Source organism: Thauera sedimentorum, assembly GCF_014489115.1.
Lineage (GTDB): Bacteria > Pseudomonadota > Gammaproteobacteria > Burkholderiales > Rhodocyclaceae > Pseudothauera > Pseudothauera sedimentorum.
Genome location: NZ_JACTAH010000001.1, coordinates 1,063,674 through 1,087,888, shown reverse-complemented (window position 1 = coordinate 1,087,888; position 24,215 = coordinate 1,063,674). Strand labels below are relative to the sequence as shown.

General features: G+C 69.4%; 27 protein-coding genes. 15 read left to right on the top strand and 12 right to left on the bottom strand.

Features of this window, described 5'->3' with window-relative positions; translation table 11 throughout:
* Positions 1–23: 23 nt before the first annotated feature.
* From IAI53_RS04925 to IAI53_RS04915, 3 genes are all read right to left on the bottom strand, one after another.
* Complete coding sequence (locus IAI53_RS04925; protein ID WP_187717012.1) at positions 24–809, bottom strand: 3-hydroxybutyrate dehydrogenase; 786 nt, start codon at positions 807–809, stop codon at positions 24–26.
* Positions 810–830: 21 nt separating this feature from the next.
* Positions 831–2,351, bottom strand: a complete 1,521-nt coding sequence (locus tag IAI53_RS04920; protein ID WP_187717011.1) for a class I adenylate-forming enzyme family protein — start codon at positions 2,349–2,351, stop codon at positions 831–833.
* A gap of 230 nt (positions 2,352–2,581) precedes the next feature.
* On the bottom strand, positions 2,582–3,481 hold the full coding sequence (locus IAI53_RS04915; protein ID WP_187717010.1) for a LysR family transcriptional regulator: 900 nt from the start codon (positions 3,479–3,481) through the stop codon (positions 2,582–2,584).
* 117 nt (positions 3,482–3,598) lie between these two features.
* Here IAI53_RS04915 and IAI53_RS04910 point away from each other — a divergent pair, with 117 nt between their 5' ends.
* Positions 3,599–4,402 carry a DODA-type extradiol aromatic ring-opening family dioxygenase gene (locus IAI53_RS04910; RefSeq protein WP_187717009.1) on the top strand — a complete coding sequence of 268 codons (804 nt, stop codon included), beginning with the start codon at positions 3,599–3,601 and terminating at the stop codon, positions 4,400–4,402.
* Between the two features lie 346 nt (positions 4,403–4,748).
* Complete coding sequence (locus tag IAI53_RS04905; protein ID WP_187717008.1) at positions 4,749–5,951, top strand: ammonium transporter; 1,203 nt, start codon at positions 4,749–4,751, stop codon at positions 5,949–5,951.
* A gap of 66 nt (positions 5,952–6,017) precedes the next feature.
* Here the strand turns inward: IAI53_RS04905 and IAI53_RS04900 are convergent, their stop codons facing one another.
* A complete protein-coding gene (locus IAI53_RS04900; RefSeq protein WP_187717007.1) occupies positions 6,018–6,509 on the bottom strand; it encodes a flavodoxin family protein in 492 nt (163 codons plus the stop codon).
* Between the two features lie 200 nt (positions 6,510–6,709).
* Between IAI53_RS04900 and IAI53_RS04895 the strand changes: the two genes are divergently transcribed.
* The 6 genes from IAI53_RS04895 (at position 6,710) to IAI53_RS04870 (ending at position 9,741) form a co-directional block, all read left to right on the top strand.
* Complete coding sequence (locus tag IAI53_RS04895; RefSeq protein ID WP_187717006.1) at positions 6,710–7,015, top strand: PepSY domain-containing protein; 306 nt, start codon at positions 6,710–6,712, stop codon at positions 7,013–7,015.
* 169 nt (positions 7,016–7,184) lie between these two features.
* Positions 7,185–7,682, top strand: a complete 498-nt coding sequence (locus tag IAI53_RS04890; protein WP_187717005.1) for a hypothetical protein — start codon at positions 7,185–7,187, stop codon at positions 7,680–7,682.
* Between the two features lie 46 nt (positions 7,683–7,728).
* Positions 7,729–8,295: an RNA polymerase sigma factor gene (locus IAI53_RS04885; protein WP_187717004.1), complete on the top strand. Its 567-nt coding sequence runs from the start codon at positions 7,729–7,731 to the stop codon at positions 8,293–8,295.
* Positions 8,288–8,791, top strand: a complete 504-nt coding sequence (locus IAI53_RS04880) for an anti-sigma factor family protein (RefSeq protein ID WP_187717003.1) — start codon at positions 8,288–8,290, stop codon at positions 8,789–8,791. Before IAI53_RS04885 ends, IAI53_RS04880 begins: the two co-directional genes overlap by 8 nt.
* Positions 8,788–9,240, top strand: a complete 453-nt coding sequence (locus IAI53_RS04875; protein ID WP_187717002.1) for a Spy/CpxP family protein refolding chaperone — start codon at positions 8,788–8,790, stop codon at positions 9,238–9,240. The genes IAI53_RS04880 and IAI53_RS04875 overlap by 4 nt, the downstream gene beginning before the upstream one ends.
* 69 nt (positions 9,241–9,309) lie before the next feature.
* Positions 9,310–9,741, top strand: a complete 432-nt coding sequence (locus IAI53_RS04870; RefSeq protein ID WP_187717001.1) for a hypothetical protein — start codon at positions 9,310–9,312, stop codon at positions 9,739–9,741.
* Between the two features lie 125 nt (positions 9,742–9,866).
* On the opposite strand, the gene IAI53_RS04865 is transcribed toward IAI53_RS04870, so the two are convergent.
* From IAI53_RS04865 to IAI53_RS04850, 4 genes are all read right to left on the bottom strand, one after another.
* A complete protein-coding gene (locus tag IAI53_RS04865) occupies positions 9,867–10,673 on the bottom strand; it encodes an alpha/beta fold hydrolase (RefSeq protein ID WP_187717000.1) in 807 nt (268 codons plus the stop codon).
* A gap of 103 nt (positions 10,674–10,776) precedes the next feature.
* On the bottom strand, positions 10,777–11,637 hold the full coding sequence (locus IAI53_RS04860; protein WP_187716999.1) for an MBL fold metallo-hydrolase: 861 nt from the start codon (positions 11,635–11,637) through the stop codon (positions 10,777–10,779).
* Positions 11,638–11,687: 50 nt separating this feature from the next.
* Positions 11,688–12,119 carry a DUF2141 domain-containing protein gene (locus tag IAI53_RS04855; protein ID WP_187716998.1) on the bottom strand — a complete coding sequence of 144 codons (432 nt, stop codon included), beginning with the start codon at positions 12,117–12,119 and terminating at the stop codon, positions 11,688–11,690.
* 78 nt (positions 12,120–12,197) lie between these two features.
* Complete coding sequence (locus IAI53_RS04850) at positions 12,198–12,560, bottom strand: NifB/NifX family molybdenum-iron cluster-binding protein (protein ID WP_187716997.1); 363 nt, start codon at positions 12,558–12,560, stop codon at positions 12,198–12,200.
* A 379-nt stretch (positions 12,561–12,939) separates the two neighbouring features.
* On the opposite strand from IAI53_RS04850, the gene IAI53_RS04845 reads away from it, so the two are divergent.
* Positions 12,940–13,515 (top strand): hypothetical protein, encoded by a 576-nt coding sequence (locus IAI53_RS04845; protein WP_187716996.1) that lies wholly within the window; start codon positions 12,940–12,942, stop codon positions 13,513–13,515.
* A gap of 6 nt (positions 13,516–13,521) precedes the next feature.
* On the opposite strand, the gene IAI53_RS04840 is transcribed toward IAI53_RS04845, so the two are convergent.
* Positions 13,522–15,330, bottom strand: coding sequence for a TRAP transporter permease (locus tag IAI53_RS04840; RefSeq protein WP_187716995.1), 1,809 nt, complete (start codon positions 15,328–15,330; stop codon positions 13,522–13,524).
* 73 nt (positions 15,331–15,403) lie between these two features.
* On the bottom strand, positions 15,404–16,369 hold the full coding sequence (locus IAI53_RS04835; RefSeq protein ID WP_187716994.1) for a TAXI family TRAP transporter solute-binding subunit: 966 nt from the start codon (positions 16,367–16,369) through the stop codon (positions 15,404–15,406).
* Between the two features lie 132 nt (positions 16,370–16,501).
* Here IAI53_RS04835 and IAI53_RS04830 point away from each other — a divergent pair, with 132 nt between their 5' ends.
* The 6 genes from IAI53_RS04830 to IAI53_RS04805 all read left to right on the top strand — a co-directional run bounded on the left by IAI53_RS04830 (position 16,502) and on the right by IAI53_RS04805 (position 22,398).
* Positions 16,502–17,236 carry an SDR family NAD(P)-dependent oxidoreductase gene (locus IAI53_RS04830; protein WP_187716993.1) on the top strand — a complete coding sequence of 245 codons (735 nt, stop codon included), beginning with the start codon at positions 16,502–16,504 and terminating at the stop codon, positions 17,234–17,236.
* Positions 17,237–17,324: 88 nt separating this feature from the next.
* On the top strand, positions 17,325–17,966 hold the full coding sequence (locus IAI53_RS04825; protein ID WP_187716992.1) for a zinc ribbon domain-containing protein: 642 nt from the start codon (positions 17,325–17,327) through the stop codon (positions 17,964–17,966).
* A gap of 40 nt (positions 17,967–18,006) precedes the next feature.
* A complete protein-coding gene (locus IAI53_RS04820; RefSeq protein ID WP_187716991.1) occupies positions 18,007–19,206 on the top strand; it encodes a zinc ribbon domain-containing protein in 1,200 nt (399 codons plus the stop codon).
* A gap of 159 nt (positions 19,207–19,365) precedes the next feature.
* Positions 19,366–19,959, top strand: a complete 594-nt coding sequence (locus IAI53_RS04815; RefSeq protein WP_187716990.1) for a chromate transporter — start codon at positions 19,366–19,368, stop codon at positions 19,957–19,959.
* Positions 19,956–20,507, top strand: coding sequence for a chromate transporter (locus IAI53_RS04810; RefSeq protein ID WP_187716989.1), 552 nt, complete (start codon positions 19,956–19,958; stop codon positions 20,505–20,507). The genes IAI53_RS04815 and IAI53_RS04810 overlap by 4 nt, the downstream gene beginning before the upstream one ends.
* Positions 20,508–20,763: 256 nt before the next feature.
* Complete coding sequence (locus IAI53_RS04805; protein ID WP_187716988.1) at positions 20,764–22,398, top strand: methyl-accepting chemotaxis protein; 1,635 nt, start codon at positions 20,764–20,766, stop codon at positions 22,396–22,398.
* On the opposite strand, the gene IAI53_RS04800 is transcribed toward IAI53_RS04805, so the two are convergent.
* Both IAI53_RS04800 and IAI53_RS04795 read right to left on the bottom strand, forming a co-directional pair.
* Positions 22,383–23,189 carry an N-acetylmuramoyl-L-alanine amidase family protein gene (locus IAI53_RS04800; RefSeq protein ID WP_187716987.1) on the bottom strand — a complete coding sequence of 269 codons (807 nt, stop codon included), beginning with the start codon at positions 23,187–23,189 and terminating at the stop codon, positions 22,383–22,385. The genes IAI53_RS04805 and IAI53_RS04800 overlap by 16 nt on opposite strands.
* Positions 23,189–23,899 carry a DUF6498-containing protein gene (locus IAI53_RS04795; protein ID WP_187716986.1) on the bottom strand — a complete coding sequence of 237 codons (711 nt, stop codon included), beginning with the start codon at positions 23,897–23,899 and terminating at the stop codon, positions 23,189–23,191. The genes IAI53_RS04800 and IAI53_RS04795 overlap by 1 nt, the downstream gene beginning before the upstream one ends.
* Positions 23,900–24,215 lie beyond the last annotated feature (316 nt).

The window sequence follows — 24,215 nt, the reverse complement described above, 5'->3', positions numbered from 1 at the left end:
GGTCGCGGGATGGCCGCCGGGCTCTACTGGGCGGTCCAGCCGCCATCCACCGGCAGTGCCGTACCGGTGATGCCGGCGGCGGCGTCGCTGCACAGGAAGGCCGCCATCTCGCCGATCCAGGCGGGCGGCATCAGGGTCTGGTTGGGCTGCTTCTCCGCCACCAGGCTGCGGATCGCGGCATCGCGGCCGGTGCCGAGCTGGGCGGCACGCGCGGCGATCTGCGGTTCGAGGATCGGGGTTTCGGTCCAGCCCGGGCAGATGGCGTTCACGGTGATGCCGTCGGTGGCGGTTTCCAGCGCGGCCACCTTGGTCAGCCCCACCAGGCCGTGCTTGGCCGCGCAGTAGGCGGACTTGTTCACCGAGGCCACCAGGCCGTGCACCGAGGCGATGTTGACGATGCGCCCCCAGCCCTGCCGGCGCATGTGCGGCAGCGCCGCCTGGGTGAGCAGGAAGGGCGCGCGCAGGTTGATGGCCTGGATGGCGTCCCAGCGCGCCAGCGGGTATTCGTCCAGCGGCGCGGTGTACTGGATGCCGGCGTTGTTCACCAGAATGTCCAGCCGGCCGTGGCGGGCGACCGCTGCCTCGACCAGGCCGGCGGCCTCGTCGGGCACGCCGAGGTCGGCGGGCAGGAAGCTCACCCCCGTTCCCCAGGCTTCGGTCAGTTCCCTCGCCTGGCGCTCACCCTCCTCCACCGCGCACAGGCCGTGCAGCACGATGTCCGCGCCGTGGCGCGCCAGCACTTCGGCGATCGCCAGGCCGATGCCCTGGTTCGAGCCGGTGACCAGCGCGATTCGGTTGTTCAAGCTCATGGTTCGTCTCCCTTTCGAGTTTTATGCCTGCAGTTGCCGGCGCAGTTCGGTCTTCAGCACCTTGCCGTAGTTGTTCTTGGGTAGCGCGTCGACGAAGCGGTATTCCTTGGGACGCTTGAAGCGGGCGATCTCGGCCAGGCACAGGGCGTCGAGCGCGCGCTCGTCCACGTCCGCGCCGGCGACCAGGAAGGCCACGACAACCTCGCCCCACTCCGGGTCCGGCTTGCCGACCACCGAGACCTCGCGCACGCCGGGGTGGCGCAGCAGCACCTCCTCGACTTCGCGCGGGTAGATGTTGGAACCGCCGGAGATGATCACGTCCTTGGAGCGGTCGCGCAGGGAGAGGAAGCCGTCCTCGTCCAGGCTGCCCATGTCGCCGGTCCACAACCAGCCCTCGCGCAGCGCCCTGGTGGTGGCCGCCTCGTTGCGCCAGTAGCCCCTCATGACCACGTCGCCGCGCACCAGTACCTCGCCCACTTCGCCCGCGGGCAGGGGCTCGCCGTCCGGGCCGGCGACACGGACCTCCACCAGCGACTGCGCCGCCCCGACCGAGGCGATGCGCTCGGCCCAACGCGGGTGATCGCGCCCGGCCAGCTGCGCGCGCGACAGCGCGGTGATGGTCATCGGCGATTCGCCCTGGCCGTAGATCTGCACGAAGCGGTCGCCCATCACGGCGAGCGCGCGGCGGATGTCGGCCACGTACATCGGCCCGCCGCCATAGACGATGGTCTTGAAGCCGGAGACGTCCGCGCCGCTGGCCGCCACATGCTCGACCAGGCGCTTGACCATGGTGGGCGCTGCGAACATCGACAGGCGGCCGACGCACGCGGCCAGCTCCACCAGCTCGGCCTCGTCGAAGCCGCCCGAGCGCGGCACCACGTGGCGCGCGCCCTTGATGACGTGCATGAAGTTGTACAGTCCGGCGCCGTGCGACATCGGCGCGGCGTAGACGATGGCGTCGTCCGGGCTGACTTCGTCCACATCCATGAAGTAGCAGGCCACCATGTTGGCGAGGTTGCGATGCGTCAGCATCACGCCCTTGGGCCGCCCGGTGGTGCCGGAGGTGTAGAACAGCCAGGCGAGGTCGTCCGGCGCACGATGGCACAGCGGCAGCGGCTCGCTGGCGAGCAGACCGGTGTAGGCGGACGACCCCGCGGTGAAGGTCTGGCGCACGCCCGGCAGATCCGGCAGCAGCGCCAGCATGCCCGGCGCGCGCTCGGGGCACAGGAAGATCGCCGCAGCCTGCGCGTCCTCGACGATCCACGCCACTTCGCGCGGATGCAGCTTGGCATTCACCGGTACCGCCACCAGCCCGGCCCACCAGATGCCATAGAGCACTTCGAGGTATTCCGCACAGTTGCCCATGAACACCACCACCCGCTCGCCTTCGGCCAGGCCGTGGCGACGGGTCAGCGCGCCGGCGATGCGCGCCGCGCGGGAGGCGAATTCACGGTAGTCGCACAGGCATGTTTCGCCATGGAACAAGGCCGGGCGCTCGGGGGAAACACGCGCAGTACGGGCCAGGAACTCGGCAATGTTCATCGGACACACTCCGGGAAGCTGACGATGCAGGCACCCATCGCAGGTCTCCTCGATTGTTGTCTGCGAGGGCGACATTCTAAGAACGCCGGCGACGCGAGCACAGTCGCAGGGCTACCCTAGCGTAGGACTACGTAAGGGCTTCCCCGTACCGGCCACGCACCTGCATGCACGAGGACACCCCGCTCGCCGGCGAGACGATCCCGAGACTTGCCGGCGTGCGCTGAACCCGCTCAGTCCTGCCAGGGCGGCTGACGGAAGGCTTCGACCAGGTAGTCGATCATCAGGCGGACCTTGGGCGCGACGAACCTGCGCGTCGGATACAGCGCGTGGATGCCCAGCTCGATGGCGCGATACTGCGGCAGCACCTCCACCAGGGAGCCGTCGCGCAAGGCCTCGTGCACCAGGAAGCTGGGCTGCAGGATCAGCCCCTGCCCGGCGAGCGCGCCGGCCAGGCAGGTATCGCCGTTGTTGCTGCGCAGACAGGGCCGGGTGTGCACCCGCAGTTCGCCCTCGGGGCCGTCGAAACGCCACTCATCGCCCAGGGCCCAGTAGCTGTAGGCAAGCACGCGATGCCGCGCCAGTTCGGACGGATGGACCGGCGTGCCGGCCTCGCGCAGATAGGCCGGCGAGGCGCAGAGGATCACGCGGGTACGCGCGAGCTGGCGGCCGATCAGGCTGGAAGGCGGCAGGCTGGCGATGCGTATCGCCAGGTCATAGCCCTCTTCCACCAGGTCCACCACCCGGTCCGACAGGCTCACGTCCAGCGACACCCGCGGATGGCGCGCGATGAAGCCGCCCCACAGCGGGGCCAGGTGGCGGACACCGAAGGTGACCGGGGCGTTGATCTTCAGCACGCCCACCGCCTCACCCGCACGTGCGGTGATCTCGGCCTCGGCTTCATCCACGCCGGCCAGCAGTTCCCGGCAGCGGGCGTCGAAGATCTCGCCCTCGGCGGTCAGCGACAGCTTGCGCGTGGTCCGGTGCAGCAGGCGCACCCCGAGCCGCGCCTCCAGTTCGGCGACATGGCGGGACACCGCGGGCTTGGACAGGCCCAGCGCCTCGGCGGCGCCGACGAAACTGCCGGCGTCGACCACCGTGACGAAGCTGCGCATCTCGAGGAGCTTGTTCATTTGTATCGCTCAGCGAAACAGTGAATGAGATTTTTACGAGTTTATCTCTGACACCTCACTTCCTATAGTGTCCCTCACCGCCCGCAGCGGCACGACCGGACACAAGGAGCCCGCCCCATGAACCGCCTGCCCACCCTGTTCGTCTCGCACGGCGCCCCGACCTACGCACTCGAGCCCGGCCTGGCCGGCGCCCAGCTGGCGGCGGCGGCCGCCCGCCTGCCGCGCCCCGAGGCGGTGCTGGTGGTGTCGCCCCACTGGATGACGGCGCAGCCGCGCGTCGCCACGACCGCGCAGCCGCAGACCATTCACGACTTCGGCGGATTCGACCCCGCCTTATACGAACTCAGTTACCCCGCCCCCGGCCACCCGGAACTGGCCGAACGGGCCCTCGACCTGCTGCAGGCAGCGGGCTGGGCGGCACAGGCCGACCCACGGCACGGGCTGGACCACGGCGCCTGGGTGCCGCTGCGCCATCTCTATCCGCAGGCCGAGGTTCCGGTCTTCCAGGTCTCCCTGCCCGCCTCGCTCACCGCGGCGGAGGCGCGGGACTACGGAGCCGCGCTCGCACCGCTGGCCGATGAAGGCGTGCTGATCGTCGGCTCAGGGAGCCTCACCCACAACCTCTACGAATTCCGCATGGGCGAGGCGCAGGAGGCCGCCTATGCACGCGAGTTCCAGGACTGGGTGCGCGCCGCGGTCACCGCCGGCGATGGCGACCGCCTGGCCGCCACCCTCGACATCGCGCCGCATGCCCGGCGTGCCCACCCCACGGCGGAGCACTTCCTGCCCCTGCTGGTGGCCTGGGGAGCGGCCCGTCCCCCCCTGCCGGTCACCGTGCTGGCCGGCGGCATCGTGCATGGCGTGCTGTCGATGGAGTCCTACCTGTTCGGCACGGACCTGCAGGGCGCATCGGTCGGGTAGGAGCGGGCTTGCCTGCGATTGCGGCCTTTGCGAAACCGCCGCCGCATCGCGGCCAAGGCCGCTCCTACAGGCGAACAATCGACCGCGGCCACCGACAGCGCGGTAGGAGCGGGCTTGCCCGCGATTCACCGTCCCCACCCCACCCGCGCACGGTTCTGGACTGGAACGCATGCGCCGCGAACCATTGCGGGGCGCAGCGCACCACGTACGGGCATCGTTGCGGTGCATTGCACCTGCACGGTGCGTTGCCGCTCCCAGCATTTGTGCCAAACCATTGATTTGACGCCCATCCGCGCACTGGAACGGTGCTTGCTTTCTCCACCCGGTCTTTTGCTCAGGAGGTGTGATGGAAGCGTTCAAGTCCGGTAGCGACGTGTTGTTCATCCTGCTCGGCGCCATCATGGTGCTCGCCATGCATGCGGGTTTCGCCTTTCTCGAAGTGGGCACGGTGCGCAAGAAAAACCAGGTCAATGCGCTGGTGAAGATCCTGTGCGATTTCGCCATGTCGACCATCGCCTATTTCTTCATCGGTTACGGCGTGGCCTACGGGGTGAGTTTCCTCTCGGGCGCGGAATCGCTGATGGCGAAAAACGGCTACGAGCTGACCAAGTTCTTCTTCCTGCTCACCTTTGCCGCGGCCATTCCGGCGATCATCTCGGGCGGCATCGCCGAGCGCGCCAGGTTCAACCCGCAACTGGCCGCGACCTTCCTGATCGTCGGCCTGGTATACCCCTTCTTCGAGGGCATCGCCTGGAACGGCGGCCTGGGCATCCAGGCCTGGCTGGAGGCCACCTACGGCGTGCCCTTCCACGACTTCGCCGGCTCGGTGGTGGTGCATGCGATGGGCGGCTGGCTGGCGCTGCCCGCGGTGCTGCTGCTCGGACCGCGCCACGGGCGCTATTCCAAGAATGGCGCCATCGCCGCGCATCCGCCCTCCTCGATCCCCTTTCTCGCGCTGGGCGCCTGGATCCTCACCGTGGGCTGGTTCGGCTTCAACGTGATGAGCGCACAGACCCTGGAGAACATCTCCGGCCTGGTGGCGGTGAATTCGCTGATGGCCATGGTCGGCGGCACGCTGGCCGCGCTGGTGGTCGGCAAGAACGACCCGGGCTTCGTGCATAACGGCCCGCTCGCCGGTCTGGTGGCGGTATGCGCCGGCTCCGACCTGATGCACCCGGTCGGTGCGCTGGTGGTCGGTGCGGTGGCCGGCGTGCTCTTCGTGCAGCTGTTCACCCTTACCCAGAACCGCTGGAAGATCGACGACGTGCTCGGCGTGTGGCCCTTGCACGGCCTGTGCGGCGCCTGGGGCGGCATCGCCGCCGGCATCTTCGGCAGCACCGCGCTCGGCGGCCTGGGCGGCGTGGCCTTCATGCCGCAGCTGCTGATGACGCTGATGGGCATCGCCGTGGCGCTGATCGGCGGCTTCGTGGTGTACGGCACCATCCGCGCGATCAGCGGGCTGCGGCTGGACCAGGAACAGGAATACCAGGGCGCGGACCTGTCCATCCACCGCATCACCTCCACGCCGGAGCGCGATCCGAACTGGTAAGGCAGCCCCGTCAGGAAATTGCACGGACGGCGCACCCCGGCGGTGCGCCGTTCCGCGTTATGCGCGTCAGAACACGCCCATCGCCAGCCCGCTTGCCAGCGCCGCACCGAGTTCCTCGCAGCGCTCGCGGTCGGTGGCGCCGATCTGCTTGGGGCGCAGGATCTCTTCCGGCGTCTGCGCGCGGGTGCACACGATCAGCGGCGGCGCCACCTGCCGCAGCCGCCAGCCGGTGGCGATGCGTTCGATCTGGCGGGCGGCATTGCTGCCGTCACTGCCGGCACACACCAGCACGCCGTAGGGCCGGCCATTGATGCGGTCGAGCACCGGGTAATAGCTGCGGTCGAAGAAATCCTTGAGCTGTCCCGAGATGGCGGCGAGGTTCTCGGGGGTGGCGAAGAGGTAGCCGTCCGCGGCGAGCACGTCCTCTCCCCCTGCCTCGCCGGCATGCAGCAGGCGCACCGTCACCGCATCCTCGGCCTCGGCACCCTGCGCCGCGGCCTGCGCCATCTGCAGCGTGCCGCCGGTCATGCTGTGATAGACGATGAGCAGGGTTTTCATGTGCAGCGCCTTGCCGGTGGGCGATGCCCCACCATGCCGCGCCGCGCCGGTCGCGTCAATCCGCCGGGCCAGCGAACGCCCCTCGCCCGCGCGGTGAACGCTTCGTGAACATCCCCTTCAGTCCTCGTTCAGGCGGCGGCTCGCAGTATGGCCCTGCGGTTGCAGCGAATCCGCCAACCCGACTCAAAGGAGATGCCATCATGCGTGCCACTACCCTTATCGCCACCTTGCTCGTTTCGGGCGGCATCATCGCCGCTGGCGCCAGCGTGCTTCCTGCCTTCGCCCAGAGTTCGGCGGCAACGACCACGACCCAGGCCGGCTGGATGAGCCTGCAGGAGGTGCAGGTCAAACTCGAAGCGGGCGGCTATCGCGACTTCGAGAAGATCGAGCGCGAGAAGGACAAGTACGAGGTCAAGGCCACCGACATGCAGGGCCAGCGCGTGGAACTCGACGTCGATCCGATGACCGGCGAGATCCTCAAGACCGAGATCAAGCGCAGCAAGTGATCAGGACGCCGCCGGAGCCCGGCAACGCCAGGCCCCGGCACGCCTGATGCAAGGGAATGAACCGCTCTTTTTTTGATTCCGATGGAACATTTCTGCGCGCCGCACGTTTCATTGGTCAGGACGACGTGATCGTCCGCATTCCACAACCCCGTCAAAGGACACCGACCCCATGAAACCTGCCATCGCAACGCGCATCGCCACCGGCTGCCTCCTGGCCACGCTCGGCGCATTCTCCTACACCGGTGCCGCCGTGGCCGCCGGCAGCCATGACCACGGCTCGGCCGCGGCCATGCTGAAGCTGAACAATGGTGCCAAGTGGGAAACCGACGACGCGCTGCGCTCGGGAATGGAGGCCATCCGCAGCGAAATCGCCCAGGCCCTGCCCGCCGTTCATGCCAAGCGCTACGCTGCGGCACAGTACGAAGCCCTCGGCCAGGCAGTTGAGCAGCAGCTTGCCTACATCGTGCAGAACTGCAAGCTCACGCCCGAGGCGGACGAAGTACTGCACGGCGTGATCGCCGAGATCGGCAAGGGCGTGGATGTCGTGGCCGGCAGGAAGGCCATCGACGACCGCAGTCGCGGGGTGGTGCATCTGGTTCGCGCACTCGACGACTACGGCACCTACTTTGCGCACCCGGGCTGGGAGCACATCGAGACCGGCCACTGACCCGTCAAACCGACACCACCCGAGGCCGAGGACGTGCGCCCGATCCATGCCTGACGCACCGCAGACCACCGACGATGCGGACCTCGCCCGTGCTCGCACGGGCGACACCGCCGCGTTTGCCGCGCTCGTGCGCAGGTATCAGGACCGTGTCTTCGGCTTCATCCTGCGCATGATCGATACCCGCGAAGAGGCGATGGAACTGACCCAGGACGTCTTCCTGAAGGCATGGCAGGCTTTGCCCGCCTGGCGGCCCGAGGCGCGGTTCTCGACCTGGCTGCTGCAGATCGCACGCAATGCGACGATCGACCACCTGCGCCGCCGGACGGTGTCGTTCGCGCCGCTGGACGACGGTATCGACCTGCCCGACCCCGCGCCCGGCCCCGAAGCGCGCTACGCCAGCCTGCAACAGCACGAGCGCCTGCTGGCCGCCCTGCAGCGGATCGCCGCCGAACACCGCGAGATACTCCTGCTGCGCGAAGTCGAAGCCTTGTCCTACGGCGACATCGCGACCATTCTGGGCATCCCCGAAGGCACGGTGAAATCGCGTCTGACCCGGGCGCGGTCCGCAGTGCTGCAGCACTTCCGTCCCTGCACCGGAGAACGCAATGACTAGGTCCTGCCCGCCCCTCGACACCCTGTCGGCGCTGGCCGACGATGCGCTGACGCCCGGCATCCGCGAGGACGTGCTCGCCCATGTGAGCGCCTGCCCATGCTGTTCGGCGAAGCTGGAAGATCTACGCGCGCTGCGTGCCGCCTTCGGCAGCCTGCCGCCGACCCCGCTGGGCACCGACCTGGCCACGGTTCTCCTCCCGCGCCTGATCGCGACGGCGCACACCCCGGACGAGATGCCCCGCCCGCCGGCTCGCGGGCCCGTGACGCGCCTTGCGGGATGGAAGGATTTCCTGCGCGCCATCCTGGTCCCCTCCGCCGCCAGTGCCGCAGCCCTCGGCCTGGGGCTGCAACTGGGCGCCATCCTGCTGGCCCCGCCCACCCCGCAGCCCGTGGCTCAGCCCGTCATGCTGAGCGCCATGAGCCTGTTCGGCAGCATGCCGCCCGGCAACCTCTGTCCCCGCCCGGACGCCTGCAACCCAACCGGAAACCCGCAATGAAGCCCACCGCCCTACGCCTGGCCCTGCTGCTGTCCGTCGCCGTGAACCTTGGCGTCCTGGGGGCGATCGCGCTCGACCGGCACGGCCCCGCGGAACCGGCCGCCATCGCCCCGGTGCACGAAACCCTGCAACTCGATGCAGCCCAGCGCACGGCCTGGGAGGCAGCCGAACGCCCCTTCCTGGAGCAGTTCGGAGCCGCCGCCCGCCAGCTCGACACGCATCGCGCCGCACTGATTCGCGCACTGTTCGCCGATCCGCTCGACATGGCCAGGGTCGAGGCCGAACGTGGCGCAATCGCCACGCTGCAGCAGCAGCAGCAAGGCCTGCTGATCGACCAGCTGCTCGCCGAACGCAAGATCCTCAGCCCCGAGCAGCAAGCCCGCCTGGCGGAGATTCTGCTGTCGCAAACGCCGCCTCCCTCGCAGATCGAACATCTGCATGGGCGCTGATGACTGTTCACCCTGCATTCAGGGCCGGCAGGCCAAGCTCGGCGTTCCGATGATCTTCGAGAAGACGCGATGAATCGATTCTCCCTTGCCGCCGCGCTGCTCCTGTCGGTCGCGGCGGGGTGCGCGACGGCTGACGGCCTCTCCGACTGCCAGGGGGCACTGGCCAGAATGGGCGCCCAGGTCGAGCGGCTCGGCGGCACGCTCGCCGCGGTCGGCCCGGTCCGTCCGCAGGGCAGGCTCGGCGATGCCGAGTACGCCTCCCTGAGCGAGCGCATCGGCAGCCAGATCGACACCATCCAGGCCGACGAAGCGGTGATCCGGCTCATCGGCCCGGCTGCCAGCCTCCTCCTGAGCGACACGCGCGACGGGCTCATCCTCATGCGCACCGCCTCGCATCCGGCGGCCCGCCACGTCGGTCTGCTCAAGGTCGCGCGCGACATCGAACTGCTGACCGCCGCCAGCGCGCGGCTGAGCTGTCCGCCCGCGCGGAAGAACCTGTAGGAGCGGCCTTGGCCGCGATTGCGGCGTCGTCAGATCGTCGGGCGAATCGCGGCCAAGGCCGCTCCTACACCTGCTGCGGCATCGAGCGGCGCAAGGTCCGGCAAGCTGCCAGCGCAAGCACGCCGCTACGCCAGCCCGCGGAGGAATCCGGCGACCATCTGGAGCACGCGCGCGGGCTGCTCACGGTGCGGCACATGGAAGGTGTCCTCCATGATCTCCAACCGCGCGGGGCCGCTGCACAGCTCAGCGATCGTCTGCGGATGGCGGACCGAGCCGTATTCGTCCTCAGCGCCGTGGACGGCCAGCAGCGGGCAGCGCACGCGCGGCAGCACCTCGGCCAGCGACCAGTCGGCAAAATCGGGATGCAGCCAGCTCTCGGTCCATGCCTCCAGCACCCAGCGCGCCTTGTCACCGTGGTACCTGCCCAGGCGCCGCACCTGTTCCTCGTCCCTGAAGGCTTCCTTGGCCGCCTCGATGCCCCGCACCGTGCGCTCTTCCAGAAAGGCCTGGGCGGACTCGGTGATCAAGGCCTCGCAATCGTCCGCGAAGGCCGCGGCGCAATGCACCGCCATGCCACCACCCACGCTGTGGCCGAAAGCGATGAAACGGGTGAAGCCTAGCTGCTCGCGCAGCAGCGGAAAGACCTCGCCCGCCTCGTCGGCCACGAAGCTCAGCGCCGGCCGTCCGCTGCGCGCATCCGAGCGGCCGAAACCGGGCCGGTCGTAGGCGATCACCCGGCGCCCGGTGGCCGCGCACAGCGCTGCGGGAAAGTCCCGCCACAACTCCACGCTGCCGAGCGAATCGTGGAACAGCACGATGGGGCTCGCGCCCTCCGCGCCGGGCGGTGTCCACTCGCGCACGAAGATGCGCCCCTGCGGGTGCTCGACCCACAGGTCGCGGGAACGGATGTCGGGACTGCCGGGATCGGACATAGCGGGCTTCTTCTCGGGATCTTGTGCGGGGAGGATTCTTTGCCACGTTGACGTCAACGTCAACAACACCCCCGTTTTCAGACGCAAACCGCAGCAACGCCCTCTAAAGCAGATCCACCGGAATCTTCAGGTAACGCACGCCGTTGTCCTCGGGCGGCGGAAACAGCCCGCCACGCGCGTTCACCTGTACCGCGGGCAGCAGCAGGGTCGGCATGGCCAGGGTCTTGTCGCGCGCACTGCGCATGGCGACGAACTCCGCCTCGGTGACGCCATCGTGGACATGGATGTTGCGCTCGCGCTGCTCCGCCACGGTGCATTCCCAGGCCGGCTCGCGCCCTTCCGGCGGGTAGTCGTGGCACAGGTGCAGGCGGGTGTGCGGCGGCAGCGCCAGCAGTTTGCGGATCGAACGGAACAGCGTCGCCGCGCTGCCGCCCGGAAAGTCGCAGCGCGCGGTGCCGTAGTCCGGCATGAACAGCGTGTCGCCCACGAAGGCGTCGCCACCGATCAGGTAGGTCAGGCAGGCCGGGGTATGGCCGGGGGTGTGGATGACCTCGACCTCCAGTTCGCCGACGCGGAAGCGTTCGCCGTCCTCGAACAGGCAGTCGAACTCCGCGCCCTCCTCGTTCATGTCCAGGGCGTTGAAGACCTTGCGGAAGGTGGCCTGCACCTCGCGGATATGCGCACCTATGCCCAACCGCCCGCCCAGTTGCTGCCTGAGATACTGCGCGGCCGAGAGATGATCCGCGTGCGCATGGGTCTCCAGCAGCCACTCCACCGACAGGCCTGACTCGCGCACGTAGGCGACGACCCGGTCGGCGCTCTCGTGCGAACTGCGCCCGGCCTTGGGGTCGTAATCGAGCACGCTGTCGATGACCGCCGCCTTGCGCGTGGCCGGGTCGGACACCACGTGGGTTACGGTGAAGGTGGCCGGATCGAAGAAGGACTGGATGTGCGCTCGCTGCATGGTCTTGATTCCTGCTGCCGGGTTGACGTGTGCCTGGGCCGAAGCGGTGATCAATAGCGGACGTCGATACCGATCACCGTCGCCGCGGGACCGGCATCCACTTCGAACGCACTGTCCTCGAAGGCCGGCGGCCCCGACACACTTGGGTTGTTGGACAGGCCGTAGCCCTCGGTCGGGACCATCCCGAAGCGACGGTTGAGTTCACCGTTTCCGTCCTCGTCATGGTAAGCCATGATCGCATAACGTCCCGCTGCCACCCCCCGGAAGCGCACCACGACCGTTCCCGGCGCGGCCTGCGCCTGCAGAACCGACACCGCCCGCTCCTCCTTCCGGAAACTGGAGGGGTCTGAGTACAGGCCGACCCGGACACTGCCGCGCGCGTGCTCGACACCTTGCAGGTGCACCTCCAGGTCTCCCGTCTGGGCCAGGGCGGCAAGCGTTCCGGCGCTCAGGATCAGGAAAGCAATAATGTGATCGGTCATGTTGTCCCCAGTGTATTCACCACACAAGTATGCGGTCAGCAAGGGCCTCGCACGCGGCGGACCTGCAGGCCGCTCAGTTCAGGCAGAGCGCTCGCCATGATGCGTATGCCCGCGGGTCGCGGGCGGCCTGGTGAAGCCCCGGATGTAGTCGGCCACAGCCTGCCGCGGGTCCGGCTCGCCGGATACCACCAGCTCGATCCCGCGCTGAAGCAAGCGCGCCTGCAGCCCTTCCCCGGCGCTGCCGGTGATCAGCGCATCGACGCCATCGAGCGGATGCGCGCTGCCACGGAAGTCGTGAAAGGCCATGTCCGCAGGCAGATCCAGGCGGTCGACCTCACGCGGGCTGCACGGGCAGGCGATGTCGAAGATCAGGAACCGCCGCGCACGACCTGCGTGCGCGGTCACGGTTCGGAAGTTCTGACTGGTGACGGCAATCTTCATGATCGGTTCATTCCTCTTGTTCGGGCCTTGCGCTTGCGGCGCTCGCGTCGCCTGCCAGCGCACGACGAGCGAGTGGATGCTGCGTCGTCCGGCCCGGCTGGCGAGCGCGTCGGGACGCGGCTTCCGGGTTCATCAACGCAACAGCCGTGCCAACCCGGCAGGCTTCTCCGCACACATGGACTTCACGCAATCCTGCGCACTTTCGTTGCCGGAACCCGCGCACGCAAGCATGATCCCGATGCCATCCACGGCACCTTGCCTGCCATCGAACTGCCAGCAAACTGCCACGGGACGCAGCGCTGGTTCACCTGATCCTGGCACCCGCGCATACTGGCTACCCGCGCACGCCCCCTATCCGCAGCAAGACGACCAGCCCACCATGATCTTTGCCACCCTAGGCCCGACCGGCAGCAATCACGAACTGGTGCTGCAGCGCTATCTGATGGCGCGCAGGCTGGCCGCCAGCCGCATCATTCTGTTCGACGCGTTCGAACCCGCCTTCGACGCCCTGCTCACGGGCGACGCCGACTACCTGTTGCAGTGCTCGGCGCATCCGGCGCACGGCGACTGTGTGGGGCGCTACCGTAGCGGCGCCTTTCCGGTGGATACCTTCATCGCCCGCAGCAGACCGCTGGCGGTGCTGGCACGGGCGGAGGTGGCCGCACCGGCGAGCATCGGCCTGCAGCCGGCCACCCGGCACTACACCGACCTCTCGCGCTGGGGACGGCAGGTCGAGGAGCCGAGCGTCGTCGCGGTGGCCGAAGGCCTGCTCGCCGGGCGCTACGATGCCGGTCTGTGTGCGGAAGAGGTGCTCGCCCGCCACCCCGGACGGCTGCGCATGCTGCAGCCGCTCGGGCCGGCGCTGGACGCCTGGGTGCTGTTCGGCCCGCGGCCGCCGCAGGGCGAACTGGTGCTCTGGCCGGATGCGCCGGTGCTGCGCGACTTCCGCCGCTAAGCGCCTTCAGACGGCGAAGATCACCGCTACGCCGACCAGAATCAGTGCCACTCTGTGCCATGCCGCCCGGCGCGCAATCACGCCAAACGACAACGCGGTGAGGCCCACCGCGATCTTCACCGCGTCGATCACCGCCGCCACCGGGTCGGCGCTCAGGCGGATGATGTCCGGATTGGCCACCATGGCCAGCGGGATCACGTACAGGCCGATGCCCAGCGCCATCGCGCTGAATGCGACCTTGAGCCAGTTCTCCTCCACCATGCCGGCGGCGATGAACACCGTGCCGCACACCGGCGGGGTGATGGTGGACAGCAGCGCGTACCAGAACACGAAGAGATGGGCGAGCAGCGGCGGCAGCCCCAGCGCGGTGAGCGCCGGGCCGGCCACCGACACGCAGATCACGTAGGCCGCGGTGGTGGGCAGTTCCATGCCCAGCACCAGGCAGGCGATGGCGGTGAGGAAGAGCGCCGGCCACAGCGCGTCGCGCGAGATCGACAGGATGGCCGAGGTGATCTTCACCCCCAGCCCGGTCATCGACAGCACGCCGATGACCAGCGAGGCGCAGATGATGATGGCGCCGATCACCGCCACCTGCCGCCCGGCGGTAACCGCGGCGTCGGCCATGCGGCGGGCGAAACCGGCGAGCGAGAAGCGCAGGTGCATGTCGACGAGCAGCAGCGCCATGCCGACGAACACCGCCAGGCTGGCGGCATACTGCGGCGTGCGCCCCCCAATGAAGATGCGCTCGAGCAGCACCGCGAAAGGCACGGCGAAGAACGCCGAGGTCACCAGCACCTCGTAGCGCCCGGGCTGCTCGTGGGCGGCGATCGGGCGCAGGTCGTGGCGGGTGGCATAGGCGTTGATGCCCACCCACACGGTGAGGAAGAACAGCACGGCCGGCAGCAGCGCCGCGGCCATGATCTGGGTGTAGGGTGTGCCGGTCAGCTCCACCATGACGAAGGCGCCCGCCCCCATCAACGGCGGCATGATCTGCCCGCCGGACGAAGCCACCGCCTCCACCGCCCCGGCCAGCGAGCGCGGATAGCCCAGGCGCACCATTGTCGGGATGGTGATCGCCCCGGTGGAGGCCACGTTGGCCGACGCCGAACCGGAGATCGAGCCGACCAGCGCGGAGGAGATCACCGACACCTTGGCCGCACCGCCGGACAGGCGCCCGGCCAGCGCGGAGGCCAGGTTCATGAAGCCGCGCCCGGCCTCGCCGGCGTTGAGCACCGCGCCGAAGATCACGAAGATCGCCACCACGCCCACGCTCACCCCGGTGAGCGAACCCCACAGGCCGCCTTCGGCGATGGTCAGCGTGCCGACGAAGCTCGACATCGGCAAGCCGGGGTGGCCGAACTCGCCCGGCACATGCTCGCCGAACACGCCGTAGAGCAACGCCACCAGGGCCACCATGGGCAGCGGCCAGCCGATGGCGCGACGCGCGGCCTCCAGCGCCAGCGCGATCAGCGCCACGCCGATGGTCATCTGCAGCGGGGTATCGATGAAGCCGTACTGGTCGGAGAGCGCGGTCTCGTTGAGCGCGATGTAGCCACAGGCGGCGAAGCCGACCAGGGTGAGCACCCAGCCGCTCCAGCGCTGTGCGGGCGTGCGGGCGGCGAACACCAGCACCCACGGCAGGGCCAGCGCCATGTGGATGGGCCGGCTGATCAGGGCCGGCGTGAGCCCGTAGAAGATCAGTCCGAGATGGAAGGCGCAGGTCAGCGCGCCGAGCACGATCCACAAGGGATGATGCGGGCGGGTGGACGCGGCGGCGGGCGCCTCGTCCGTGGTGGTGGCGGTCAAGGGGGACATCGGGATCTACCAAAAACATCGGGGACAGGCCCGGAACGCACCGGCGCCTGCCCCCGTATTGCGGAGCAAGGGATCAGCGCAGGCTGTCCGGCACCTTGATTCCCGCCTCGTCGTAGTAACGCAGCGCGCCCGGGTGCAGCTTGCCGGCGATGTTGCCGATCATGTCGGTGGTGATGCCGCTCCACCACGGCGAAGTGGCCGCCATGGCCTCGCGGCGCTCCCAGAACGCGCGGGTGATGGTGTAGGCCGTGTCGGCATCCATGCCAGTGGTGGTGTAGGCGATCACCGGCAGCGAGGTGGTGTTGACCGCCTGGTCCACGCCCTTGTAGGTCCCGACCGGAATCACCTGGCGTGCCGCGCCGGTCTGCTCGATCTGCGCGTCGGTCATCGACACCAGGCTGATCGTGGTGCTGGCCGCGGTCTCGATCACGTTGGGCGTCGGAAAGGAGCTGGCGGTCACGAAGGCGTCGATCTGGCCGTTCTTCAGCGCATCCGGTCCGCTGCCGATCTCGGCGGCGGCCACCCGCACCTGGTCCATCAGGCCGAACAGCTTCAGGTAGCGCTCCGCCTCGCGCGCGCCGAAGGAGCCGCGGCCGATCAGGATGTGCTTGCCCTTCAGATCGTCCAGCGAGATCACCCCCGGGCCGCCGGCGGCGACGATGTGCATGGTAATCGCCGGGATCGGGAACAGGCCGCGGATCTCCTGGAACTGCGGCCCCTTGCGCTCGGCAAACGGCCCTTCGCCGGCCATCGCCTGCTTGACCAGCGCCGGCGGCGTCGTGAACACATAGTTGCCGCGCCGGCCGAGAACTTCCATGACGTTCTGCACCGAGCCCTGGCTCTCTTCCAGGGTGAGCACCACCTTGCCGTCGGCGCCGGTCTTGATGCCTTCGGAAAGCTCCACGCCCATCTGGTAGTAGGCGGTGCCGGCCGCGGCCGACTTGTAGGTGACCCGGGCCTGCGCGTGGACCGCCAGCGAGGTGGCGCCGAGCGCGGCAGCGGTGCCGGCGAGCAGCATGGTACGTACCAGTTTGTTCATCAGGTGACCCCGTTCGTGTTGTGGATTGGTTCTTCGTCTCCGTCCGCAGCCCTGGCCGCGCCGGGGGTTCCGTGGGCCGGGCCATGATAGCTTATGATCCGTCCCTTTCCGCAACGCCCCGGAGACAACTCCATGCGCATCTGCGCCGTGCTCGGCGCCTGCGGCGGGCTGGGTCGCAGCGTCGTGCAGCGGCTGCTCGACGCGGGCGATTTCGTCTTCCTGCTGGACCTGGAACACTGCCGCGCCGAGGCCCAGCCCGTGCTCGCCGGCGCATCCGGCGCCCGCGCCGCCTTCCTCGCCTGCGACCTCGGAGAACCGCACAGCATCGCCGCCGCCTTCGCCGAGATCGCGAACCGGGGCCCGCTGGCCGCCCTGGTCAATGCCGCGGGCGTGATCCGCCGCGCACCTTTCCTGGACATGGCCGCGGCCGAGCTCGAAGCGCTGTGCGCGGTGAACATCACCGGCAGCTTCCTGGCGCTGCAGCATGCGGCGCGGCTGATGGCCGCCGGCGGCGGCGGGCGCATCGTGAACATCGCCTCGGTACACGGCCTGCGCACAGCGGGCGAACGCTCGGCCTACGCGATGAGCAAGGGCGCGATGCTGGCCCTGACCCGCGCGCTGGCGGTCGAGCTTGCCGCGCAGCACATCCTGGTGAACGCCGTGGCCCCCGGCCCGGTGGCCGCCGGCATGCAGCACGCCGAATCCGAGGCGCGCCGCCAGTGGCTGGCCGCCACCCCGCTCGGCCGGGTGGCCACCGCCGACGAGATCGCCAACGCCGCAGCCTTTCTCGCTTCCCCGGCCAATACCTTCATCACCGGCGAGACGCTGCTGATCGACGGCGGCGCCTCGGCACGCATCGCCGGCTGAGGCACCGCCGTCCGCGGGGCAATGGCAGCGTCCTATAATGGCGCCCATCCCGTGCGCAGACAGCACCGCGACACCCCCAAGGTTTCCCATGCAATGCACCCACTGCGGCCACCAGAACCGCCAAGATGCACGCTTCTGCACCACCTGCGGCACGGCCCTGTCCGCCGCGGCGGCCGGCCCGCGCCCGGACGGGGCGACGACGGCACCGGCCGTTCCGCTGCGATCCCGCGCCCTGGTGCCCGGCCTGCTCGCCTTCGCGCTGCTGCTGGCCACCATGCTCGGCTTCTGGCTGCTGGGCTCCACGCCCGACCCGCTGACACCCGGACCGCTGGCGGCACCGCCTGCCGACAACGCCCCGGCGGCAGAAGCGCCGGGCGCGGCAGAGCCGCCCGCGAGCGATGCCGCCGCCGTCGAACCGGCACCCGCCGAAGCCCCGCCGACGTCCCCGGCACCGCAGCCCATGCAGTCGGCAACACCCCCAGCGCCCGCCACCGAAGCACAAGCGCCCCGCCCGCCGGAAGCTTCTGTCGCCTCGCCAGACGAACGCACGGCAGCGCCGGACGCCGCAGACCCTGGCGACTGGCTGACGACTCTGCGCCAGGAGCTCGCACGCTGCGAGCAGCTCAACTTCTTCTCACGCATTCCCTGCCGCGAGAAGGCGCGCTGGCGCCATTGCGCCGAGCGCTGGAACAGCGTGCCGGAATGCGCCACCGGCGAGCACAACCCTTGAGCAGCCCTCGCCCCGCCCTGAACCACAAGAGGACAAGACCATGACGGACACCACCAGTCGCCAGACCGGCGAACTGCTCGGCACCTTGCTGCACGCCGGCGAAGCATGGCGCAACTGGCGCGCGCTGCTCGCGCTGTGCGCCACCGCCGCCCTGGCCGTACTGGTGCTGGGCGTCGGCAGCGCGGGCGCCGCACGCGGCAACATCCTGCTGACCCTGTTCGCCTCCTTCGTCGCCATCGGCGTGCTGCTCACCGGCGTATCGACCGCCGGCGTGCTGCTGATGGACCAGGCGACCGGCGCGGTGCAGCGCGAGCTGCGCGCGGCGCTCACCGACGGCCTGTTCTGCGCCCTGCGCTTCGTGCTGCTGGGCGTCGGCGCGGTGGTGCTCACCGCGCTGTACGGTCTCGCGGTGAGCCTGGTGCTGTTCCTGTGCAAGATTCCCGGCCTCGGGCCGGTGCTGTACGCGATTCTGTTCCCGCTGCTGGCGCTGGCCTCGGCCTTCTACCTCGCCGCCTGCTACCTCTTCTTCCTGCTCGCCGGCCCGGCCTTGTGGAGCGGCGCCAGCCTGCGCCAGACCCTCGCCCGGCTGTACACGCTGATCCTGCGCAAGCCGGTACAGGCGGCCATCGCCGCGCTGATGCTGTCCCTGCTGGTCTTCGTGGCGGGCTTCGTGCTCTTCGGCGTGGCCAGCTCCGGCGTGTTCTTCGTCACCGGCCTGAGCGCGGCCATCCTCGACTTCGGCCCCGCATTCGGCCCGATGATGTCGCACGGCGCGGCCGGCATGGGCGGCAGCGCGCTGGCCGGCATGATGGGCGCCGGGCTGGTGTACGCCCTGGTCGGCGCCGCGGTGTTTGCGGTGATGATCCACGGCAGTTGCGGCATCTACCGCCACCTGACCGCGGACCTGGATTTCAGCGAGGCCGAGGCGACCCTGGACGAGGGCATGCGCAGGACCCGCGAGAAGGCCGCGCAACTCAGGCAGGAGGCCGAGCGCCGAGCCCGCGACGCGCAGGAAGAAGTCCGCCGTCGCGCCGGCGCCGCCCGCGCCGCGGTGGCCGAACGCGGCACAGGACGCCAGACACCGGACGACCCCGCGCCCCCGCCCGCCGCCAGCGATGCACCTGACGAGGCACCTCGCACCGAAGCCGAAGCAGCCGCCTGCCCGGTCTGCGGCGCCGCGGTCGGGCCGCAGGACGCCTTCTGCGGCCAGTGCGGCCACCGCCTGACGGCCAGTTCCTGACCACCCGTAGGAGCAGCCTTGGCCGCGATGCGGCCGACAAGGACACGACGCCGCATCGCGGCCAAGGCCGCTCCTACCAAAGACTGCGGACGCGCGCCGGCATTGCCGGGCCGTGTTAACCTTGCCTCCCCGCCCGCCAGCCCGCCCAGTGCCGCCGCCATGCCGTCCGCCGAATCTGCCCCGACGCGCGCCGTTCCCGCCTCCCCGCTGGACCTGTTCCTCACCTTCACCGTGCTCGCCCTGCAGGGTTTCGGCGGCGTGCTGGCGGTGGCCCAGCGCGAACTGGTGGACCGCAAGCGCTGGCTGAGCCGGGAAGAATTTCTGGACACCTACTCGGTATCGCAGCTGCTCCCCGGGCCCAACATCGTCAACATGGCGCTGATGCTCGGCGACCGCTTCTTCGGCTGGCGCGGCGCGCTGGCCGCCATCGCCGGCATGCTGGCCGCTCCGCTGGCCATCGTTTTGTTGCTGGCCGCCAGCTACGGGCAGTTCGCCGACCAGCCCATGGTCGACGGCGCGCTGCGCGGCATGGGGGCGGTGGCGGCTGGCCTGATGGTGGCCATGGCGCTGAAGCTGGTCGGCGGCTTGCGCAGGAATCCGATGGGGCCCGTCGTCTGCGCCTTGTTCGTGCTGGCGACCATCGTGGCGATCGCGGTGCTGCGCCTGCCGCTCGCCTGGGTGGTGCCCGGTTTCGGCGCCATCGGCTGGTCGGTGGCACGCTGGCGTCTGTGGCAGGCGGCGCAGCGGACATGAGCGCCATGCTGAGCGCGGCCGACCTGGCCGATCTCTTCCTGCGCTTCCTGCTGCTCTCGCTGCTGTCCATCGGCGGCGCGATGTCCACCGCGCCGGAGATGCACCGCTACTTCGTGGTCGAGCGCGGCTGGCTGGACGACGCCGGCTTCACCTCGTCGATCGCGCTGGCGCAGGCCGCCCCCGGCCCCAACGTCATCTTCGTGCCGGTACTCGGCTACCAGATCGCCGGCCTGCTCGGCGCCGGCGTGGCGCTGATCGGCATCCTGCTGCCCTCCACGCTGCTCTCGCTGGGCGTGAGCCGCTGGGGCAGCTCGCGGCGCGACACGCTGGGCGTGCAGGCCTTTACCGCCGGTTTCGCACCGGTGACCGTCGGCCTGCTGCTCGCCACCGGCTGGGTGCTCGCCCAGCCCTTCATCGGTGGCGGCGCCCAGCCCTACGGCGCACTCGCGCTGATCGGGCTCACCGTGCTGCTCATGCACCGGACCAAGCTCGCGCCGATCTGGCTGATTCTCGCCGGCGGCCTTGCCGGCGCCTTCGGCCTGATCTGATCCCCCCGCCTTCGCACTACCCGCACCGCTCGACTCATGGTCGGCGCGGCCGAGTTGCCGCGCCGTTTTCGATCGCATCAAGACGCGTGTTTGTCCTGGACAATATAATCAATTAACCCTTTTAATAATCTTGCTGATAGGATTCCTCCTGCGTTCTCAGCATTGTTGTCCTGGACATTTGCTTGCACAAATTGAAATTGTGTCCATGCGTATGCGAGACGGATCACTGCCGACCCTCCACGCTCACGAGGCACCCATGCGCCAGAATCTGCCGGTCAACAACGTCGAAACCCTGCTTCCCGAAGGCGAGTTCATCTACTCGCGCACCGACCTGAAGAGCTACATCGTCGAAGCCAACGAGGCCTTCGCGCGGATCAGCGGCTACCGGCGCGAGGACATGATCGGCCAGCCGCACAACATGGTGCGCCATCCCGACATGCCACCCGAGGCCTTCGCCGACATGTGGCGCGACCTCAAGGCCGGCCGCCCCTGGCGCGGGCTGGTGAAGAACCGCCGCAGCGACGGTGGCTACTACTGGGTGGTGGCCAATGCCTCGCCGGTGCGCGAGCAGGGGCGCATCGTCGGATACCAGTCGATCCGCTCGCGCCCCAGCCGCGAAGAGGTGGCCGCCGCCGAGACCGCCTACCGGCGCATCCGCGAAGGCGACCGCTCGATCCGCATCGAGCATGGCCGGGTGGTGCCCGCGCGCCGCTCGCTGCTGGCGCGCTTCAATTCGGCCCCCACCCAACTGGGCGGCACCGCCTTGCTGCTGCTGGTGATGGCAATCGTCACCGCGACCTCGCACGCCTTCCCGTCCGCACTGCTGTCACGCATCACCCTGGGCATCGACGCGATTGCCGGGCTGTGGGCGCTGTACTTCCTCACCGTCTTCTTCCCCCGCCTGGTCAGGGACGTGGGCAGCTTCCGCGCGCATCTGGACCAGCTGCTCACCACCGGCGACCTGCGCAAGCGCTTCGCGCTCGAACGCGCCGATCAACTGGGCGAGATTTCCCGCGAGATGGACCGCTTCGTGTCCGCGGTGCAGGCCACCATGCAGGGCATGGGCGACACCGCCGAGCGGGTGGCGGTTGCGTCGTCGGAAGTCGGCCTGGGCGTGGGCAACGTCAATGAATCCGCCCGGGTGCAGAGCGACGCCACCTCCAGCGCGGCGGCCGGCATCGAGCAGATCACCGTTTCGATCGGCGAGGTGGCCGAGCACGCGGCGGCCACCCGCAACGCGGCACAGACCGCCAGCACGGTGTCGGCCCGCGGCGCGGAGCTCTCCGCCCGCGCCAGCGCCCGCATCGTCGACCTGGCCGGCACGGTGCGCCGCACCGCCAGTCAGGTGGAGTTGCTGGGCAGCCAGTCGGCGGAGATCTCCCGCATCACCGGGGTGATCCGCGAGATTGCCGACCAGACCAACCTGCTGGCGCTCAATGCGGCCATCGAGGCCGCGCGCGCCGGCGAACAGGGCCGCGGCTTTGCCGTGGTGGCCGACGAGGTACGCAAGCTCGCCGAGCGCACCAGTCAGGCGACCAACGAGATCGGCGGCATGATCGGCGCCATCCAGAACGAAACGCAGAAGGCGGTCGAAGGGATGCGCTCCGGCGCGCACCAGGTGGAGGACGGCGTCAAGCTGGTGCAGGAGGCGCAGCAGGCGCTGCAGGAGATCACCACCCAGATGGTGCGCACCCTGGACATGGTCAACGACATCTCGCATTCCTCCAGCGAGCAGCAGAACGCCATGGTGGCGATGGCGCAGAGCGTCGAGCGGGTGGCGGCGATGACCGATCAGAACGTGTCGGTCGCCGCGCAGACCCACGGCGCGGTGAACCTGCTCGAGGAAGCGGTGGAGCGGATGCGCAAGTCGGTGGCTCAGTTCAGCATCTGAGCCGCGTCGCCCCCCGCCTCGTCCGGCAGGCGGGGCGGATGCGCTTCGCCGCGGCGGTCGGCCGTGGCCTCGTCGTCCGCGGCCACGCCGGCGCTCAGGCAGGCGGCGATCGCGGTGGCCAGGGCGTCGGCCATGCGCGCCTGGCGCTGCGGATCGGCCAGCAGCAGCTCCTCCTCGCGGTGGCGGATCACCCCGGCCTCGAACAGCACTGCCGGCATGCGCGCGTGGCGCAGCACCGCCAGGGCATCGTAGTAATGCACCGCGTGGGCGTGGTCGGCGTACTCGCGCCGCCGGCCGTTCTTGTGCGTGGGCGCAAAGCCCATGCGCTGCAGGCGCGCACCCATGATGCGCGCGCACAGCACGCTGCGCGCAGTGTCCGGGTTGTCGCGCGAGACGAACAGCGAATGCCCTGCCCAGCGGTCGCTGTAGAAATGCTCCCGGCCCGCCCACTGCCAGGCCCGCAGTTCATGCTCGCTGACCGAATCGTGGTGGATGGACAACAGCAGATCCGCCCCGGCCGCCTCGGCGGCACGCGGCCGCTCGTGCAATGAGGCGATCCGGCCGTCGGCGTTGACCAGCACGGTCGCGAGCCCGCGGGCGTCGAGCGCGCGCACCAGTTGGGCGGCCAGCTCGCGGTTGAACGACAGCTCGCTGCGCCCACGCGCGCTGGCTGCTCCCGGCGCAGTTTCGGTGTGGCCGATATCGACCGCCACCTTGGGCACGTCCGCGGCGGCGGGCGCCTGCGCCAGCACGGCAGCAGCGACGGCACCGGCAAGCAAACAGCCGCGCATCAGCGCGTGCCCTCGCCGTGGCGGCGCGCGTGCGCCCTGCGGTGCAGGACGATGTCGATGCCTATCTTCAGGGCCACCAGCACCATGAGCATCGGCAGGCTGGAACCGGTCTTCATCACCAGGATGCCGCCGGCGATGATCGCCACATGCAGCACGACGATGCGCCGGTAGGGGTCGCCCATGATCTGTCCGGCGTTGCGCCCCGCGTCCTCGCCGCCGCGCACGTGGTGCACGAAGGTGGACAGCCCGTGGCTGAGCACGAAGGCGAGCAGCGGCAGGCCAAAGTACTCCGGTGCCTGCATGGCCACCGTCCTGACCACCGCCACCAGCAACTGGACGAACACCAGGGGGCCCAGCCAGGCATCGTCGAGCGCCTCGCCGAGCAGATCTCCGGTGCCGCCCTCCATGTCGCCCTGATTGAGGAAGGCCAGCAGGAAGAAACCGTGTCCGCCGCAGAAACCGCCGTAATGCACCAGGAAGAACAGGCCGGTGAACACCCCGGCCAGCCCGCTGGCGCGGATCATCCTCAGCAAGGTATAGGCGCCGACGACCAGGTTCTCCATCCAGTAGAGGATCAGCAGCCCGCCGGCATCCCAGTCGAAGGCGAACACGCCGGCCAGCGGCAGCAGGTTGGCGGCGATCAGGGCGGCGAGCGGCAGGCGGTCGGCTTCGCGCCAGTCGGGCGCGGGGAGGCGTTCGGCGGATTGCATGGCGATGGGAAGCAGGGACGAGCCGCGAGTCTAACCCGGCAAGGATTCGACACAGCCGCGGAACGGGCGTCGATGCATAATCCTAGAAACCGCAGTTGACCGCTCTCGACGATGAAAAACGCCTTGCAAGCCTTGGGATACCTGCTTGCGATGCCGCTCACCGGCCGGGTGAGCGCGCTACGCGCCCGATTGCACACCCGGCGCGCCGCCTGGCGGCGTTGCTCCTCCTTGCAGGGAATGACCATGCTGCGTCGTCGCGCCTAGCCAGACGGCACGCCAGGCGCACACTCGAGCACGTCCAACTGCGCTTTCTAGG

What these genes read in the sequence shown, in the direction of transcription:
- IAI53_RS04840 (WP_187716995.1), bottom strand. Translation starts at nt 15,330, where the DNA reads ATGTCCCCCTTGACCGCCACCACCACGGACGAGGCGCCCGCCGCCGCG.
- IAI53_RS04845 (WP_187716996.1), top strand. Translation starts at nt 12,940, where the DNA reads ATGATCTTTGCCACCCTAGGCCCGACCGGCAGCAATCACGAACTGGTG.
- IAI53_RS04905 (WP_187717008.1), top strand. Translation starts at nt 4,749, where the DNA reads ATGGAAGCGTTCAAGTCCGGTAGCGACGTGTTGTTCATCCTGCTCGGC.
- IAI53_RS04920 (WP_187717011.1), bottom strand. Translation starts at nt 2,351, where the DNA reads ATGAACATTGCCGAGTTCCTGGCCCGTACTGCGCGTGTTTCCCCCGAG.
- IAI53_RS04925 (WP_187717012.1), bottom strand. Translation starts at nt 809, where the DNA reads ATGAGCTTGAACAACCGAATCGCGCTGGTCACCGGCTCGAACCAGGGC.
- IAI53_RS04885 (WP_187717004.1), top strand. Translation starts at nt 7,729, where the DNA reads ATGCCTGACGCACCGCAGACCACCGACGATGCGGACCTCGCCCGTGCT.
- IAI53_RS04860 (WP_187716999.1), bottom strand. Translation starts at nt 11,637, where the DNA reads ATGCAGCGAGCGCACATCCAGTCCTTCTTCGATCCGGCCACCTTCACC.
- IAI53_RS04915 (WP_187717010.1), bottom strand. Translation starts at nt 3,481, where the DNA reads ATGAACAAGCTCCTCGAGATGCGCAGCTTCGTCACGGTGGTCGACGCC.
- IAI53_RS04815 (WP_187716990.1), top strand. Translation starts at nt 19,366, where the DNA reads ATGCCGTCCGCCGAATCTGCCCCGACGCGCGCCGTTCCCGCCTCCCCG.
- IAI53_RS04900 (WP_187717007.1), bottom strand. Translation starts at nt 6,509, where the DNA reads ATGAAAACCCTGCTCATCGTCTATCACAGCATGACCGGCGGCACGCTG.
- IAI53_RS04895 (WP_187717006.1), top strand. Translation starts at nt 6,710, where the DNA reads ATGCGTGCCACTACCCTTATCGCCACCTTGCTCGTTTCGGGCGGCATC.
- IAI53_RS04880 (WP_187717003.1), top strand. Translation starts at nt 8,288, where the DNA reads ATGACTAGGTCCTGCCCGCCCCTCGACACCCTGTCGGCGCTGGCCGAC.
- IAI53_RS04820 (WP_187716991.1), top strand. Translation starts at nt 18,007, where the DNA reads ATGACGGACACCACCAGTCGCCAGACCGGCGAACTGCTCGGCACCTTG.
- IAI53_RS04870 (WP_187717001.1), top strand. Translation starts at nt 9,310, where the DNA reads ATGAATCGATTCTCCCTTGCCGCCGCGCTGCTCCTGTCGGTCGCGGCG.
- IAI53_RS04850 (WP_187716997.1), bottom strand. Translation starts at nt 12,560, where the DNA reads ATGAAGATTGCCGTCACCAGTCAGAACTTCCGAACCGTGACCGCGCAC.
- IAI53_RS04805 (WP_187716988.1), top strand. Translation starts at nt 20,764, where the DNA reads ATGCGCCAGAATCTGCCGGTCAACAACGTCGAAACCCTGCTTCCCGAA.
- IAI53_RS04855 (WP_187716998.1), bottom strand. Translation starts at nt 12,119, where the DNA reads ATGACCGATCACATTATTGCTTTCCTGATCCTGAGCGCCGGAACGCTT.
- IAI53_RS04865 (WP_187717000.1), bottom strand. Translation starts at nt 10,673, where the DNA reads ATGTCCGATCCCGGCAGTCCCGACATCCGTTCCCGCGACCTGTGGGTC.
- IAI53_RS04830 (WP_187716993.1), top strand. Translation starts at nt 16,502, where the DNA reads ATGCGCATCTGCGCCGTGCTCGGCGCCTGCGGCGGGCTGGGTCGCAGC.
- IAI53_RS04910 (WP_187717009.1), top strand. Translation starts at nt 3,599, where the DNA reads ATGAACCGCCTGCCCACCCTGTTCGTCTCGCACGGCGCCCCGACCTAC.
- IAI53_RS04825 (WP_187716992.1), top strand. Translation starts at nt 17,325, where the DNA reads ATGCAATGCACCCACTGCGGCCACCAGAACCGCCAAGATGCACGCTTC.
- IAI53_RS04800 (WP_187716987.1), bottom strand. Translation starts at nt 23,189, where the DNA reads ATGCGCGGCTGTTTGCTTGCCGGTGCCGTCGCTGCTGCCGTGCTGGCG.
- IAI53_RS04835 (WP_187716994.1), bottom strand. Translation starts at nt 16,369, where the DNA reads ATGAACAAACTGGTACGTACCATGCTGCTCGCCGGCACCGCTGCCGCG.
- IAI53_RS04875 (WP_187717002.1), top strand. Translation starts at nt 8,788, where the DNA reads ATGAAGCCCACCGCCCTACGCCTGGCCCTGCTGCTGTCCGTCGCCGTG.
- IAI53_RS04810 (WP_187716989.1), top strand. Translation starts at nt 19,956, where the DNA reads ATGAGCGCCATGCTGAGCGCGGCCGACCTGGCCGATCTCTTCCTGCGC.
- IAI53_RS04890 (WP_187717005.1), top strand. Translation starts at nt 7,185, where the DNA reads ATGAAACCTGCCATCGCAACGCGCATCGCCACCGGCTGCCTCCTGGCC.
- IAI53_RS04795 (WP_187716986.1), bottom strand. Translation starts at nt 23,899, where the DNA reads ATGCAATCCGCCGAACGCCTCCCCGCGCCCGACTGGCGCGAAGCCGAC.